This window comes from Pseudoflavonifractor sp. HNCC25GI2 (assembly GCF_058136395.1).
In genome coordinates this window covers 1-15,732 of sequence record NZ_JBYUOW010000008.1, presented here as the reverse complement: position 1 = coordinate 15,732, position 15,732 = coordinate 1, and the positions used below count along the sequence as shown (strand labels likewise).

Here is a 15,732-nt window from a genome sequence, read left to right as displayed (position 1 = left end):
ATCAGAACAAAAAAGAGCTGTCCTGTTCGGACAGCTCTTTTTTATGCTGTTTTGGCGCTGTGAAGCGGTTTATCCCATGGCCACGGCTTCCGCCACCCGGATTCCATCCACCGCGGCGCTGACAATGCCTCCGGCATAGCCGGCCCCCTCGCCGCAGGGGTACAGCCCCCGCAGCTGGGACTGGAAGGTCTCATCCCGCAGGATACGCACCGGCGAGGAGGAGCGAGTCTCCACCCCGGTGAGCACGCCGTCCGGGCAGGCAAAGCCCCGCAGCTTCCGGTCCATCAGCGGGATGGCCTGGCGCAGCGTCCCGGTGACGTAGTCGGGCAGACATCCCTCCATCCGGGTCCAGGTGACCCCGGGCCGGTAGGTGGGAAGGATGCCTCCCGCTCCCTCCGAGGGCCGGTTCATCAGAAAGTCCTCCACCCGCTGGGCAGGAGCGGCATAGCTTTCGCCGCCCAGGCGGAAGGCGGCCCGCTCCCATTGCTCCTGAAAGCGCACGCCTGCCAGCACGTCGCCGGGAAAATCCTCCGGGCCCACGCCCACCAGCAGGCCGCCGTTGATGTTCGCTCCGTCCCGGGCCCGCAGGCTCATGCCGTTGGTCACCACTCCGCCGCGCTGGGAGGCGGCAGCCACCACCTGTCCCCCAGGACAGACGCAGAAGGTGAAGGCGGAGCGGCCGTTGGGCAGATGACAGGCCAGCTTGTAGTCCGAGGGAGGCAGCTGCTCCCAGGCGGGCCCGTACTGGCTCAGGCTCACGTCCCGCTGCCGGTGCTCAATGCGCACACCGATGGCAAAGTTTTTCTTCTCCATGGGCACCCCGGCCTGGGCCAGCATTGCAAAGGTATCCCGGGCAGAGTGGCCGGGGGCCAGCACCAGGGCGTCGCAGGGCAGGGTATAGCACCCCTGGGGACCCTCCACCTGCACCTCAGTCAGCGCGCCGCCGCTGACGGTGAGCCCCGCCAATTTGTGGCCAAAGCGCACATCGCAGCCCAGCTTCTGCAGCTCCAGGCGCATATTTTTTACCACCTGGCGCAAAACATCGGTTCCTACGTGGGGTTTATGGGAATACTTAACATCGTCGGGGGCCCCCGCGGCCACCAGGGTGTCCATCACGGCCGCGATGCGGCTGTCATGGGTGCCGGTGGTCAGCTTTCCGTCGGAGAAGGTGCCCGCGCCTCCCTCACCGAACTGGACGTTGCTCTCCGGGTCCAGGGCTCCTCCCGACCAGAAGTGCTCCACCGCTGTGGTGCGGGCGTCCACATCCTGGCCCCGCTCCAGCACCACGCAGGGCAGTCCTGCCCGGGCCAGATACAGCGCGGCAAAGAGGCCCGCCGGGCCCATGCCCACCACCACCGGCGGCAGGGCGGAGCGGCGCCCCACCTTGGGGAACACATAGCTCTGGTGCTGGACCAGGGAGACCCCCCGCCCCGGCGCGTTTTTCACCAGCCGCTCCTCCCCGGGCATGGACACCTCCACCGTATAGGTGTAGTGCACATTTCCCTGGTTCCGGGCGTCAATGGACTGACGCACAATGGTCAGCTCACCCAGCGCTCCCGGCCGAACCCCCAGGGCCCGGGCCGCGCGCTTTCGAAGAAGCTCCCCGTCTCCGTCCACCGGAAGGGGGAGATTTCCAATCCGAATCATAACATCACCGCTTTTCAGTTTAGCATATCCCCCCGAAAAACGGAAGGGTTCCCCTAGATTTCCCGCGGATACGAAAACTTTTTTAGCTTTCGTAACAAATGTTTAAAAATAACTTGATTCGAGGGTTTTCGACACCGTATCCTCTTCTTTGGAGGGTTTTCCTCCCGTACCAGCGGTACGGCTGCGGCGCCAACCGTCAGACAAGAACATAAGGAGGCAGTACAACTATGGCAAGAAAAACAATCGAACGCAATATTTCCTTCGACGACGCCCGAGGCCTGTACTACGTCAGCATGGACTTGGGACGCGACGAGACAGGCAAGCGGGTTAAGCAGTACCGAACCTATCCCACCCTTCAGGCGGCCCGCACCGGGCTGCGGGAATTTCTGTCCCACCGGGAGCAGGAGCTCCACTCCCCCCGCCACCAGATGACCCTCTCCCAGTGGCTGGAGTACTGGATGGATACCATTGTCCGGCCCAACCGGGCAGAGACCACCGTCTACGCCTACCAGAAGATCATCGACAACCACCTTAACCCCGCCCTGGGGGACAAGCCCCTTCTGAAGCTGACACCCCGGGACATCCAGCAGTACTATATCCAGGTCCAGCGGGACGCCGGTCTTTCCTCCAACACCATGCGGCGGCACCACGACCTGCTCTCCTCCTCCTTCCGGGCGGCGGTGCGCCAGGACATGCTGGCCTACTCCCCCATGGACCGGGTGGAACCGCCCCGCTCCAAGCTGTATGAGGCGGACTTCTACAATCCGGAGGAGCTCAAGCGGCTCTATTCCCTGCTGGAGGGCCACTGGCTGGAGCTGCCGGTGAAGCTGGCGGGCAGCCTGGGGCTGCGCCGGGAGGAGCTGTGCGGGCTGAAGTGGGAAAATGTCAACTTCCAGCGCCGGGTCATCTATATCCGGGAGGCCCGCACCGCCTTTGGCGCCACGGTGGTTCAGAAGGAGACCAAAAACCGGTCCTCCGTGCGTACCCTCTACATGCCTGAGGATATTGCCCGCCTGCTGGCCGCCGAGCTGGACCGCCAGCGGCAGTTCCCCCAGCCCAGCGGCCACGTGGTGCTGGACCACAAGGGACAGCCCTACTCCCCCAACGCTCTTTCCCTGGCCTTTACCCGCTTCGTACGCAAGAACAACCTGCCCCGGGTGACGCTTCACGGTCTGCGCCACTCCTTTGCCACCATTGCCTCCTTCCAGGGGGTGTCTCTGTTTGACATTGGAAAGGCCCTGGGACACTCCACCCCGGCCACAACCGGACGGATTTACACCCATCTCATTGACCGCACCCACGAGGAGACGTTGATGAAGGTGTCTGACGCCCTGCGGTAACGCCGCCGCGGATGGGGAAACCCCTCCCCGGACAGACCGCTCTGCCTGCCCGGTCTGACCCCGCCTTCTCCCCGCCGGAGAAGAAAAAGACCCCGGAGCAGCGGCTCCGAGGTCCCCGGGGGTCCTTTCAGCAATCTGACTTCTTTGCCGGCTGAGCCGGCTTTTTTTTGCGCTTTTTGTAGCGTTCCTCCTCACTGAAAATACAGCCGCAGTACTTCTGCATGTAAAAGCCGTGTTCCCGGGCAAACTCCTGCCCCGCCTGGAAGAGGGGCCGGAAATCCCGGTAGAGGAACTCCACCCCGTACTTCTCCCCCATGGCCCGGGCGGTGGCGGCGATGGCCTCGTGGTTCTGGTAGGGGGAAATGAGCAGAGAAGTGGTGAAGCTGTCAAAGCCGTGCTCGGCGGCATAGCGGGCGGTCTCCTCCATCCGCACCCGGTAGCAGTAGGCGCACCGGCCGTCGATGTTGTCGGCCACATTCGTAATAAAGGAGCGCAGGTCGTAGGTACCGCCGATGATGAGCTTCATGCCAATTTCCTTGGAGTACTCCTCCAGGGTGTGCTTCCGGGTCTGGTACTCGGTGTAGGGGTGGATATTGGGGTTAAACCAGAAGCCGGTCACCCCTACACCCTCCCCCCGCAGCAGGTCGATGGGCCGGTTTGCGCAGGGGGCGCAGCAGATGTGCATTAACGTATTCATAGGTCCTCCTCCCGCTCCAGGGGCAGGATGTGGGTCTCCAGCCCCCGGCGCATGGCGTACAGTAAAGTCTGAGCGGTGCCCCCCCGGGGCACCCCGTTGTAGACGGCGATGATACGGGCCGAGTGGTCCACCATGTACCGGTTGCGCCGCATCATGCAGCCCCGGTCGTACCGGTGCTGAACCAGCGTCTCATAGTCGCACTGGTCCAGAATCGCCTGGTAGCGGCTTCGGTCCGCCTCCGGCCAGCCGTCCGCCTGGCTCTCGCAGGGCCGGGCTCCCTCCAGGGTCACCCCCGGGTGGCAGTCCCGCAGCGCCAGCACCGCCTGGGCGAAGTACAAATCCGTCCCCCGGGCCATGCCGCAGATAAAGTGGCGGCAACCCGCCTCATAGGCCCGCTCCAGCTCCTCCCCCAGCCGCCGCTTCAAGTCCAGGCAGCGGGGATCGCCTTCATCCGTTCCCCAAGGCAGCTTGTCCGGGCGGTGGCCCGTGAAACAGCAGGTGGTCGCCCGCTCCATCGCCCGTCCCTCCTTATCAAAATGCGTATTGTAGGCCCATTGTAATACAGAGCGGCATGGAAGTCAATTTAATTGTCGAAAATTTGTTCGATGTTTTCTCTTTTGTTTTTCCTTTGGTTGACATTGTAGACCATCCGTGTTATGATAGGTCTACAAAGTAGACCAAAGGAGGATCCGCCCATGGATGAATTAACCCTGACCAACAGCGAGTGGTATGTACTGGACTGCCTGTGGGGACATGAGCCCCGGACGGCCATGGACCTGGTGGCCGAGCTGAGAGAGACGGTGGGCTGGGCCAAGAGCACCACCCTCACCACCCTGCGGCGGATGGAGGAAAAGGGCCTTGTGAAGGCGGAGGTGGTGGGCCGCACCCGGCACTACACCCCGGCGGTGGAGCGGCGGGGTGCCGCTGCCCGGGAGACCCGCTCCTTTCTGGACAAGGTGTACCAGGGCAGCGTGGGCCTGATGGTGTCCGCCATGGCCCAGGACAAGGCCCTGAGCAAGGATGAAATTGACGAGCTCTATGAAATTCTGCGCAAAGCGGAGGAGGGGTCCAAATGACAGCGCTCTATCTCCTGCCGAACGTTTTTTTTCAGCTGCTTCTTCCTATGCTGCCCGGGCTGGAGACCCTGGGGCAGTGGGCGGTGAGCGCCTCGGCGCTGATTCTGCTGGTGCTGGGGGTGCGGCTTCTTCTGCGTGGGCGGCTGTCCTGCCGCTTTGTGTACGCTCTGTGGGCGGTGGTGCTGGTGCGGCTTCTGCTGCCCTTCCAGCTGTCCATCCCACTGCCGGTAAGTGCCGCCGGGGCAGCCCCCAACGTCCCCGCTGCCTGGGAGGAGACCCAGGTCCCCCTCTTCCCCTCCCTGCCCCAAGACATGGAGGACGTCAATTCCGACTACCAGACCTTGGAGCCGGGCTACTCCGGCCCCGGCCCTGGGTCTCAGGGGTATGTGGAGCGCTCGGAGGACGGGGAGACGGTGACCCTCTATCTGGACGCCTTCACTTGGTCGGAGATCCTTCGTCTGGTGTGGGGCATCGGAGTGCTGGCCGCCCTGCTGCTTATTCTGGTTCCCAATCTCCGCTTTGCCATCCGCCTGGAGGAACGCCGCAGGGCACTGGAGGTCCCGGACTGCCCCCTGCCCGTCTATGAAGCGGAGGGCCTGCCCTCTCCCTGCCTCTTTGGCCTGTTCCGCCCCGCCATCTACCTCACGCCTGAGGCCGCCCAGCTGCCCGAGAGACAGCAGCGGCACATCCTGGCCCACGAACTCACTCACTATTACCACAAGGACCACCTGTGGGCGGTGCTGCGGTGCCTGGCTCTGGTTCTCCACTGGTATAACCCCCTGGTGTGGCTGGCGGTGCTCTGCTCCAAGCGGGACGGGGAGCTGGCCTGCGACGAGGGGACGGTTCTGCGGCTGGGTGAGGGGGAGCGCATTCCCTACGGCCGCACGCTGGTGGATCTGGTGGCCCGGCGGTCCCTGCGGCCCGGGGACCTCATCTCCTGCTCCACCGCCATGACGGGCGGAAACAAGACCATCCAGCAGCGCATTGCCCAGCTGGTGAAAAAGCCGGAGACCAAAAAGACCGCCCTTTTCGCGGCAGCGGCCCTGGTGGCTCTGGCGGCGGTGTTTACCTTTGCCGGCACAAAGGAAGAAGATTATTATGCCCAGTTCCGCAGTCAGATCCAGTCCGCCGTCTCCCTGGGCTACAGCCCGCCTCTCTACTCCAGTCAGGCCTATCCCTACCCCATAGCCGATACCGACCTGCTGGAGGAAGCCAAAGCCGCCCTGAACCCCGTCCGCGACCTGTTGACCCCTGTGGAGCTGGACTGGTCGGATGGCGGCATGCTGTCCTCTTCTACTCTCACCCTGACTACGGAAGATGGGTCATTCTCCTACTTCCTGTGTACCATTCCCCGTGATAAGACAACCTATGTTCTCACTCCCGCCCGGTGGGACGCGTCGGAACACACCCCCGTGGCCGTACTGGATTCGGGGGCAGCCTCCGCCCTGGAATCCTTGGCCCGGCAGCAGCAGGAGCGAAACCAGTCTATCACCCGGGTGGAGTACCCGGAGTTCAAGGCCGCCCTCACGGAATTATTCCTGGGGGATGAGGAGTGCGTGGAGCGAAATGGGACAGGGGGCTACGACATGGAGGAGTGGCTCACCAACTCCACCTCCTTCTATGAGATCTCCCACACCGCTCCCTGGTGGCTGGAAAGTGCGGAGGAGGGCTGGTACGCCCGGGCCATGGACGCGGGGAGCTGGTACAGCATCTCCATCCCCGACCACCTGGTGCCCCAGGTGCAGGCCATCTGTGAAGAGCAGGCCCTTTACCCCAGTCTGGACACCATCTACTCCGCCCTGGAACAGATCGACACCATCTACTATACAGCCATGTCTGCCATGAGCTTCCACAGCGTCATCCGGGACCCGGAAACCCTTGACCAAATTACCCAGCTGCTCCTCACCCCCCAGGGAAATATGGCCCAGGTCAGCGACCCCGGAAGGACAGCGGTGGGAGAGGAGTTCGGGGTACTCACCATTCCCTTGGACGAGGAACACCAACTGAACCTCTGGCTCCAGGAGGTGGAAGGCGGCTGCCTGCTCTCCTGCGGCCGTGCGGACGACACATGGAGCGACACCCAGCCCGTTTTGTGGACCCTCCCCGCCGGGACGGCCCAGGAAATCTACACCATCTATGAGGACTGGCTGTCCGGCCAAAACCAGTCGGACAGTGCCCCCGGCTATGACTGGCAGGGTGAGCTGGCTCTGGACGCCCTGGCCCCCGGAGACGAGGTGCTGTCCCCCTCCCCCGTCACCGTTCCCGCCGGCGGGGGCGGCTTCACCTACTACATCAACTACCAGTGGGCAGGCCTGACCCTGGAGCTGGGCCTGCGGGCCCCGGACGGGACAGAGTACCGCCAGCGGGCGGTGGGAGGCTCCCTGGCCGGCACCATCCCGGACATCCCCGCTGGGACCTATCAGCTGTTTGTCCGCAACAGCGGGGACTATGACTTCCAAACCACCGGTGATTTAAAGGGAGACGTGGACGACTACGCCACCGGCACCTTGGTCTTTCTGGTGGAGGCAAGCTCGGATGAAACCGCTTCCCCTAATCTCTGATTTTCTGCCCTACTCTGTCTCTCCTCTTATGCACGCCCCGGCCAAACGGCCGGGGCGTTTTCTCGGCCCAACTTTGTCATATTTGTCAAATCCAATGCTTACCATGGTAAAAACGCCGATTTTTAAGCTGTTAAGGTTGTGTTTTTCCTGTTCATCCGTGCGTTAAGAAGCCGTTAATTTCGTTGTTTTTCAGGGGAAAAATCACTATCATAGGGTTAATGATTGTATGATTATGCCCTCGAGGTGAACATTTTCGCTATGAGTCTTCGCGTTGGAATTGACATTGGCTCCACCACCGTCAAGGTCGTGGTGCTGGATCAGCAGAACAAGCTTCTCTTCCGCTCCTATGAGCGGCACTTCTCCAAAACCCGTGAGCGGGCCTGCGAGACCCTGAAGTCCATTCAGGATATGCTGGCGGGACAGGACATCAAAGTGACCATCACCGGCTCCGCCGGTCTGGGCGTGGCCAATGCCGCCGGCATCGACTTCGTCCAGGAGGTCTACGCCACCGCCGCCGCGGTAAACACCTACATCCCCGACACCGACGCCGTCATTGAGCTGGGCGGCGAGGATGCCAAGATCATCTTCTTCGGCGGCGCCCTGGAGGAGCGGATGAACGGCTCCTGTGCCGGCGGCACCGGCGCCTTTATCGACCAGATGGCCACCCTCATGAACGTGACGGTGAACGAGCTGGACGCCCTGTCCCTGAAGCACGAGAAGATCTACCCCATCGCCTCCCGCTGCGGCGTGTTCGCCAAGAGCGACATTCAGCCCATCCTCAACCAGGGCGGGCGGAAGGAGGACGTGGCCGCCTCCATTTTCCAGGCCGTGGTGGATCAGACCGTGGCCGGCCTCACCCAGGGCCGTGAGCTAAAGGGCAAGATCGTCTTCCTGGGCGGCCCGCTCCACTTCCTCATGGGCCTGCGTCAGCGCTTTGTGGAAACCCTGAAGCTGGACGGGGACCACGCCATCTTCCCCGAGGACGGCGACTGCTTTGCCGCCATGGGGGCAGCCCTGTGCGCCACCGACTACGAGCCCGTCCCCTTTGAAACGGTGCTGAAAAAGCTGGAGGAGAGCGTGGACACCACCACCCTGGTGGACACCATGCCCCCCCTCTTTGAAACCCAGGCCGACTACGACGCCTTCTGCCTCCGCCACAACTCCAAGCATCCCCCGGAGGTGGATATCCATACTTACACCGGCCCCGCCTGGCTGGGCCTGGACTCCGGTTCCACCACCATCAAGCTGGCCCTCATTACCGAGGACGGAGGCCTGCTTTACACCTTCTATCACTCCAACCTGGGCAACCCCGTGGCCATTGTGCTGGAGCAGCTGCGGCACATCTATGAGCTGTGCGGCGACCGCATCCAGATCAAGGGCGCAGCCGTCACCGGCTACGGCGAGGACCTCATCAAGAACGCCTTCAACTGCGACCTCGGTCTGGTGGAGACGGTGGCCCACTACAAGGCGGCCGCCCACTTCAACCCCGATGTGGACTTCATCATCGACATCGGCGGCCAGGACATGAAGTGCTTTAAAATCCGCAACCACGCGGTGGACTCCATCATGCTCAACGAGGCCTGCTCCTCCGGCTGCGGCTCCTTCATCGAGACCTTTGCCAAGGCCCTGGGCTACTCCATCGCCGACTTCGCCAAGCTGGGCCTCTTTGCCAAGCATCCGGTGAATCTGGGCTCCCGCTGCACGGTGTTTATGAACTCCTCCGTCAAGCAGGCCCAGAAGGACGGGGCCAGCGTGGAGGACATCTCCGCGGGCCTGTCCATCTCCATCGTCAAGAACGCCATCTACAAGGTCATCCGCGCCGCTTCCGCCGACGATCTGGGCCAGCACATCGTGGTCCAGGGCGGCACCTTCCACAATGACGCGGTACTCCGGGCCTTCGAGCAGGAGCTGGGCCGGGACGTGACCCGTCCCACCATCTCCGGCATTATGGGCGCCTTCGGCGCCGCCCTGGCCGCCCGGGACCTCCACCTGGAGAAGAGCGGCCTGCTCTCCGCCCAGGCGCTGGAGAAGTTCACCCACACCGCCAAGCCCGCCACCTGCGGCCTGTGCACCAACCACTGCTCCCTCACCGTCAACTCCTTTGACGGCGGACGGCGCTTTATCTCCGGCAACCGCTGCTCCCGCCCCCTGGGCGAGGCGCCCACCCGACTGCCCGACCTGATGCGCTATAAATACAAGAAGCTGCGCTCTCTCCAGGGCAAGGGCGCCGGCTCCGGCATCCGTGGACGAATCGGCATCCCCTTCGGCCTCAACATGTATGAGAACCTGCCCTTCTGGTTTGAGCTCTTTACCCGCCTCAACTTCGAGGTGGTGCTCTCCCCCGAGTCCAGCCGGAAGCTCTACCTCAAGGGCCAGCGGACCATCCCCTCGGACACGGTGTGCTACCCCGCCAAGCTTCTCCACGGCCACGTGGAGGCCCTCATTGAGGAGGGTGTGGACACTATCTTCTACCCCTGCATGCCCTACAACTTCAACGAGGGCATCAGTGACAACAACTACAACTGCCCCGTGGTGGCCTACTACCCCGAGCTCATCGCCGCCAACGTGCCGGAGCTGAAAGAGGTCCGCTACCTGAACCCCTACTTCGGCCTGCACCGCCCCAAGGACTTTGAGCGCCGGGCCAGCGAGTGGTTCTTCAACGAGTTCCAGGTCCCCAAGCGGGAGACCGCCGCCGCCGTCAAGGCAGCCTATGCGGCCTACGACGCCTACAAAGAGGATCTGCGCCAGGTGGGCGGGCGCTACATCGACCAGGCCCGCCGGGAGGGACACCCCATTCTGGTGGTGGCCGGCCGTCCCTACCACATGGATCCGGAAATCAACCACGGCATCAACGACCTCATCACCTCCTACGGCTTTGTGCTGGTGACGGAGGACGCCGTGGCCTATCTGGAGGACAAGGCGCCCCGCCACGTACTCAACCAGTGGACCTACCACGCCCGGATGTATAACGCCGCCCGGTATGTGTGCACCCAGAAGGATATGGAGGTCATTCAGCTGGTCTCCTTCGGCTGCGGCATCGACGCCATCACCGGCGACGAGATGCGCTCCATTCTGGAGAAAGGCGGCAAGCTTTACACCCAGCTGAAAATCGACGACATCAGCAACCTGGGCGCCGTGCGCATCCGCATCCGCTCTCTGATGGCCGCCATCGACGCGCGCAAATCCAACGAATCGTAAGTAAGTTTTTATTCTGGCAGAAAGGGTTTTTGATATGGCTAAGCTTGTATATGACAAAACCGGCCGGCTTCTTTTTACCAAGGAGATGAAGGAGGAGTACACCCTCCTGATGCCCCAGATGCTCCCCGTCCACTTCGGCATGATGCAGAAGCTGCTGCAGTGCGAGGGCTACAAGGTGGATATGCTCACCACCAACCACCGGGGCATCGTGGATGAGGGCCTCAAGTACGTCCACAACGACACCTGCTACCCCGCCCTGCTGGTCATCGGCCAGCTCATCGACGCGGTGAAGCACGGCGGCTATGACCCCCACAAGGTGGGTCTGCTCATCACCCAGACCGGCGGCGGCTGCCGGGCCAGCAACTACATCCACCTGCTGCGCAAGGCGCTGGAGAAGGCCGGCATGTCCTACATCCCCGTGGTGTCCGTCAACCTGTCCGGGCTGGAGAAGAACCCCGGCTTCTCCCTCACCCTTCCCTTCATCCGCAAGGCGGTCTACGCCATGATGTACGGCGACATCATCGTCAACGTGGCCAACCAGGTCCGCCCCTACGAGGTCAACGCCGGTGAGACCGACGCCATGATCGAAACCTGGTCCCACAAGCTGGTGGACGGCTTCCAGGCGGGCAAGGGCATGACCCGCAAGCAGATGCGGGCCAACTTTGACGCCATCTGCGCCGACTTCGCCGCCATCCCCGTCCAGGGCGAGCCCAAGATCCGCGTGGGTGTGGTGGGAGAAATCTATGTGAAGTTTGCTCCTCTGGGCAACAACAACCTGGAGAAGTTCCTGCTCAGCGAGGGCGTGGAGCCTGTGGTGCCCGGCCTCACCGACTTCATCATCTTCAAGATCTACAACCGGGTGGCCGATGTGGACCTCTACGGCGGCAAGTGGATTAAGAAAGCGGCCTGTAAAGCCTTCATGGCTTACATTGAGGGGTGCCAGAAGGACATGATTGAGGCCCTGGAGCACTCCGGCCGCTTCCGTGCCCCCGGCACCTTCCGGGAGCTGCACAGCCTGGTCCACGGCTATCTGGGCGACGGCAACAAGATGGGCGAGGGCTGGCTGCTCACCGCCGAGATGCTGGAGCTCATCCACTCTGGCACCAACAACATTGTCTGCACCCAGCCCTTCGGCTGCCTGCCCAACCACATTGTGGGCAAGGGCATGATCCGCAAGCTGAAGGATGACTATCCTTATAGTAATATTGTGGCCATTGATTACGATCCCGGTGCCACAAAGATTAACCAGGAGAACCGCATCAAGCTGATGCTGGCCAACGCCAAGGGCCTCACCCATCAGGAGAGCTCCGTCCGCCGGGAGCCCCAGCCCGAGGTGGCCCCCAAGCTGGCTCACGCCCACAGCTAATTCTCTTCTACATAAAAAAGGAAGCGCCTTAAAAAGGCGCTTCCTTTTTTATGCTGTTTACTTGTGGGTCAGGCGGATGTTCATATCCACCGGGCCGCTGATGCCGTCCACCTTGCCGGAATCGGTGTACTGCCAGATCTGGTAGTCGTAGTAGAACTCCGGAGTCTCACCGTACTCGGCAATCCAGAAGGGATAGTCGGCCACGCCATCCAGCTCATAAATGAGGTAGGCAATGTAGCGGTTGAAGTAAATCATGGGCTGATAGCCGGCACTCTCCACCTCCTGGCAGAAGGCATTGGCCATGGCAGTGACCATGGAGCTGCCCACGCCGTCGGTACGGGCGGTATCATAGTCGATGTTCTCCCAGTCAAAGACCACCGGGCCATTGAAGTCAAAATCCTTCAGCATGTCCAGCAGGAACTGGGCCTCCTCCCGGGCCTCCTCTACGGTGACGGCCTGAGAGAAGAAGTAGACGCCTGTCTCCAGACCCGCGTCCATGGCCCCCTGAAGGTTCTTGCGGAACTGGGAGTCCTCAAAGACCACACCGCTGCCGTAGTAACGGCCGCCCGCCCGAATCATGGCAAAGTCGATGCCATCGGCGGCCACCTTTTCCCAATCAATGTTCTCCTGGTGGTAGGACACGTCCACACCCAGGGAGGTGGTCACGCTGGAGTCGTTGTAGGTCATCCGGTCTCCGACCTTCTGGAACTTGCTGGGGTCGTAGGTGCTCACCGGCACGTTCTCCAGGGCCTGAAGGGTGTAGGAGCCCAGTTTAATGTACCCCTCGTCACTCTCCCGGTCGGCGTAGGACATAATCTGCCAGATAATGGTGCTCAGCTCCGCCCGGTTGATGGAGGAATCGGGGTGGAAGAGGCGCTGGCCGTTCTCCTCGCTGCCCACAACAATGCCCAGACGGTACAGCGCGGTCACATAGCCGTCGTCCACGTCGTCAAAGGGGCTGGCATGGGTAATGGGGGTGAGGCCCAGAGCCTTGGCCGCCAGACGGGCAATAAACAGGCGGGAGATCTCACCGTCCAGAGAGGCGGGCACCTCCTCCTTGGCCAGCCAGCCCTGGCTCACCGCATAGTTCACATAGCCTGCGGCGTAGTGCTCGCCCTGAGCCGGGAACTGGTTGCCGCTTCCGGTGGCCTTCATCACCATCAGAATGGCGTCACCGGCCTTGGTGTTGTCGTAGGGGCCAAAACGCCCGTCATCATAGCCGGCAATCACGTCGTTCAGATTCAGGGTGCACACAAAGGGATAAAACCACTGATTCTCCCCCACGTCTGAGAAGGGAGAGTGGTAGTCCTCCGGCAGCTGGGGAATACCCGCAGCCAAAACCGGCGAAACCATCACAGCGGCCGCCGTAACCGCGGCCAGCATATGTATGGAAAGACGCTTTCCAAAGCTCTTCATACTCTTAAACCTCACTTTGTATCTGGTATCCGTTTGCTTCCGGGACATTATAATCTGCTCCTCCCGGAAAGCCTTTGCCTTCTCCGGTTGTCTGTCCTTAAGCGACCCCTATTATAGCAGAAAACCACACATTCTTCAATCAAAGCATAAAAAATAACTTGTGGTAATATCTGCGCCCTCTTTCCACTCTTGCATCCCCTGCCCTCAGCTGTTATAGTAGTCTTATCTTACCGCACCGAAAACAGGAGGTTTCCCATGCATATTCCCGCCTGCGACACCACCCAGCTGGAACTGCTGCGCTTCGAACCGGCTCTGGAGGCCGCCAACCGCCCCAGCCCGGATTATGACATTACAAAATGGCTTTATGTGCCAAATTTCTACTCTGAGTATCGTTATATCCTGGGGACCCGGGGCGAAAAACCCCTGATCTGCGTGGGCATCAATCCCTCCACCGCCGCTCCGGATGCTCTGGACAACACCCTGAAGTCGGTGGAACGGGTAGCCCATTTCAATGGCTACGACAGTTTTCTCATGTTCAATGTCTATGCCCAGCGGGCCACCAATCCGGACGACATGGAGCTGACCTACAACCAGGAGCTCCATCAGGAGAACCTGAAAGCCTTTGACTACCTGCTCTCTCTGGACCGGGACGGCTGTCCCGCGGTGTGGGCTGCCTGGGGCACCATCATCGAAAAGCGCGACTACTTGCCGGCCTGTGTGCGGGATCTGATTGCCCTGGGCCAGACCCGCAACGCCCGCTGGTTCTCCGCAGGAAAGCGCTCCCGCAAGGGGCATCCCCATCACCCCCTCTATCTCCGGAAGGACAGTCCTCTGGACCCCTTCGACGTGGATCAGTACTTAACGGACGTATTCTACTAATTGATAAGGAGGCACATTATGATCGTTACCACAACTCCCTCGGTGGAAGGAAAGCGCATTGTTGACTACCGCGGCATCGTCTTCGGCGAGGTAATCTCCGGCGTCAATGTCTTCAAGGACTTCGCCGCAGGGCTGAGCAACTTCTTCGGTGGCCGCTCCAACACCTATGAGGAGGAGCTGTCCATGGCCCGGGTCACCGCTCTTGGCGAGCTGGAGGAGCGTGCGGCTGCACTGGGTGCCAACGCCGTGGTGGGCGTAGACATCGACTATGAGGTATTGGGCTCCGACAACGGCATGCTGATGGTAACGGCCAGCGGTACCGCTGTCATTGTGGAATAAGAAAACCGGGCGCGGACTGTATGGTCCGCGCCCGGTTTTTTCTCTGTTTATCGCTTGCGTTCAGTCAAATTCTCTTTCAGCTCCTGACGCAGTTTCAGCACCCGGGCCACGTGGTAGTTCACCACAGTGTCCTCCGTGGTATGGGGCGACACCTGACACACCTGCTTTACCTGTGCTCCCAGCGCCCGCAGGGCCTCCCGGTTTTCCTCGTTGAGGCAGCCCAGATGCTCCATATTCCGCAGCGTCTCCAGCTCCACCAGCAGCTCCTGGGCGGTGTCCTCGCAGCTCCGCAGCTGCTGCAGCACTCGCTTCTGACGCTTCCGCCGCAGCAGCCGCTGTTCGGAAAAGAGAACCAGCTGGCTCTCCAGGGCATCAATTTTCCCCTCCAGGGCCTCCGTTTCCGGCAGCCGTGTATCGCCGTCAAACATGTCCTCCAAAAACAGAATCAAATCCTGATCCAGCCCTATCATGGTCTGGCGTATGGTCCGGCTGTTGTCATAGGGGAAAATCAAGGTGTTCACCAGAAAGCCAATGGTCAAGCCAATTGCGGTGTCCCAAATGCGGCCGGTGGAGTAAGCAAAGGCCTCCACCTCGGGATTGAGGCAGATATTTACCAGGACCAGGCAGGGCAGCACGGGCACCAGCTTCAGATGAAAGTACTGATAGCTGGTAAGAATCACGATAATCCCGATTCCCACCGCCACCATATCCGGTACGTTGAGGACCATCATCAAGAGGGCCAGCAGTACGCCGATGGTCACTCCGCAGATCTGCGTCAGGCAGGCCAGAAGGGATGCCGTAAAGGTCGGTGCAACCGCGGAAATGGCTCCGATGGTGGCAAACACAACCTTGGACGGGCTGGCTCCGTACTGCTCCACAACAGACAACGCCAAAATGACTGCAAGGGCCGTTTTAATGGTACGCATTCCAACCGGGATCTTCCATCGCTTGATCCGTTCTTTCACCGTATCCCTCCTCTTTCGTAATCCTGATTGTATCCGAAACCATGGATTTATAAAAAAAGAAGGAACAGAAAACTGTTCCTTCTTTGTGTTGGCGTTACCTATTTTTCCGGTCCGTCTCCAGACAAGTATCTTCGGCAGAAGTGAGCTTAACTTCCGTGTTCGGAATGGGAACGGGTGGACCCTCACTCTAATCAACACCAACTATTTTAATCACCCGAGGATGACTAAAATCGATATAAAGTTTTCAA

Annotated in this window: 12 protein-coding genes and 1 rRNA gene; 7 read left to right on the top strand and 6 right to left on the bottom strand. The window is 61.1% G+C overall.

Features of this window, described 5'->3' with window-relative positions; genetic code table 11:
• Nucleotides 1–69: 69 nt before the first annotated feature.
• Nucleotides 70–1,647 (bottom strand): NAD(P)/FAD-dependent oxidoreductase, encoded by a 1,578-nt coding sequence (locus AC3YUO_RS10230; RefSeq protein ID WP_489962938.1) that lies wholly within the window; start codon nt 1,645–1,647, stop codon nt 70–72.
• Between the two features lie 227 nt (nt 1,648–1,874).
• Between AC3YUO_RS10230 and AC3YUO_RS10225 the strand changes: the two genes are divergently transcribed.
• Nucleotides 1,875–2,987 carry a tyrosine-type recombinase/integrase gene (locus AC3YUO_RS10225; protein ID WP_489962937.1) on the top strand — a complete coding sequence of 371 codons (1,113 nt, stop codon included), beginning with the start codon at nt 1,875–1,877 and terminating at the stop codon, nt 2,985–2,987.
• 127 nt (nt 2,988–3,114) lie between these two features.
• Here the strand turns inward: AC3YUO_RS10225 and AC3YUO_RS10220 are convergent, their stop codons facing one another.
• Nucleotides 3,115–3,684, bottom strand: a complete 570-nt coding sequence (locus AC3YUO_RS10220; RefSeq protein WP_489962936.1) for an epoxyqueuosine reductase QueH — start codon at nt 3,682–3,684, stop codon at nt 3,115–3,117.
• Entirely contained in the window at nt 3,681–4,199 is a 519-nt protein-coding gene (locus AC3YUO_RS10215; RefSeq protein ID WP_489962935.1) for an SLOG family protein, read from the bottom strand. Before AC3YUO_RS10215 ends, AC3YUO_RS10220 begins: the two co-directional genes overlap by 4 nt.
• Nucleotides 4,200–4,379: 180 nt before the next feature.
• Here AC3YUO_RS10215 and AC3YUO_RS10210 point away from each other — a divergent pair, with 180 nt between their 5' ends.
• The 4 genes from AC3YUO_RS10210 (at nt 4,380) to AC3YUO_RS10195 (ending at nt 11,885) form a co-directional block, all read left to right on the top strand.
• Nucleotides 4,380–4,760, top strand: coding sequence for a BlaI/MecI/CopY family transcriptional regulator (locus AC3YUO_RS10210; protein WP_489962934.1), 381 nt, complete (start codon nt 4,380–4,382; stop codon nt 4,758–4,760).
• The gene (locus tag AC3YUO_RS10205) at nt 4,757–7,321 is read left to right on the top strand and encodes a M56 family metallopeptidase (protein WP_489962933.1); all 2,565 of its coding nucleotides are present in this window, start codon (nt 4,757–4,759) and stop codon (nt 7,319–7,321) included. Before AC3YUO_RS10210 ends, AC3YUO_RS10205 begins: the two co-directional genes overlap by 4 nt.
• Before the next feature lie 258 nt (nt 7,322–7,579).
• Complete coding sequence (locus tag AC3YUO_RS10200; RefSeq protein ID WP_489962932.1) at nt 7,580–10,519, top strand: acyl-CoA dehydratase activase; 2,940 nt, start codon at nt 7,580–7,582, stop codon at nt 10,517–10,519.
• Nucleotides 10,520–10,553: 34 nt separating this feature from the next.
• On the top strand, nt 10,554–11,885 hold the full coding sequence (locus tag AC3YUO_RS10195; RefSeq protein ID WP_489962931.1) for a 2-hydroxyglutaryl-CoA dehydratase: 1,332 nt from the start codon (nt 10,554–10,556) through the stop codon (nt 11,883–11,885).
• 57 nt (nt 11,886–11,942) lie between these two features.
• Here AC3YUO_RS10195 and AC3YUO_RS10190 read toward each other — a convergent pair whose 3' ends face one another.
• The gene (locus AC3YUO_RS10190) at nt 11,943–13,268 is read right to left on the bottom strand and encodes a GH25 family lysozyme (RefSeq protein ID WP_489962930.1); all 1,326 of its coding nucleotides are present in this window, start codon (nt 13,266–13,268) and stop codon (nt 11,943–11,945) included.
• A gap of 288 nt (nt 13,269–13,556) precedes the next feature.
• Here AC3YUO_RS10190 and AC3YUO_RS10185 point away from each other — a divergent pair, with 288 nt between their 5' ends.
• Both AC3YUO_RS10185 and AC3YUO_RS10180 read left to right on the top strand, forming a co-directional pair.
• Nucleotides 13,557–14,180 carry a DUF1643 domain-containing protein gene (locus AC3YUO_RS10185; protein ID WP_489962929.1) on the top strand — a complete coding sequence of 208 codons (624 nt, stop codon included), beginning with the start codon at nt 13,557–13,559 and terminating at the stop codon, nt 14,178–14,180.
• Between the two features lie 18 nt (nt 14,181–14,198).
• The gene (locus AC3YUO_RS10180) at nt 14,199–14,519 is read left to right on the top strand and encodes a putative heavy metal-binding protein (RefSeq protein ID WP_489962928.1); all 321 of its coding nucleotides are present in this window, start codon (nt 14,199–14,201) and stop codon (nt 14,517–14,519) included.
• 47 nt (nt 14,520–14,566) lie between these two features.
• Here the strand turns inward: AC3YUO_RS10180 and AC3YUO_RS10175 are convergent, their stop codons facing one another.
• Both AC3YUO_RS10175 and rrf read right to left on the bottom strand, forming a co-directional pair.
• Nucleotides 14,567–15,445, bottom strand: coding sequence for an FUSC family protein (locus AC3YUO_RS10175; RefSeq protein WP_489962927.1), 879 nt, complete (start codon nt 15,443–15,445; stop codon nt 14,567–14,569).
• Nucleotides 15,446–15,570: 125 nt separating this feature from the next.
• Nucleotides 15,571–15,686: ribosomal RNA gene (gene rrf, locus AC3YUO_RS10170) — 5S ribosomal RNA — on the bottom strand.
• Nucleotides 15,687–15,732 lie beyond the last annotated feature (46 nt).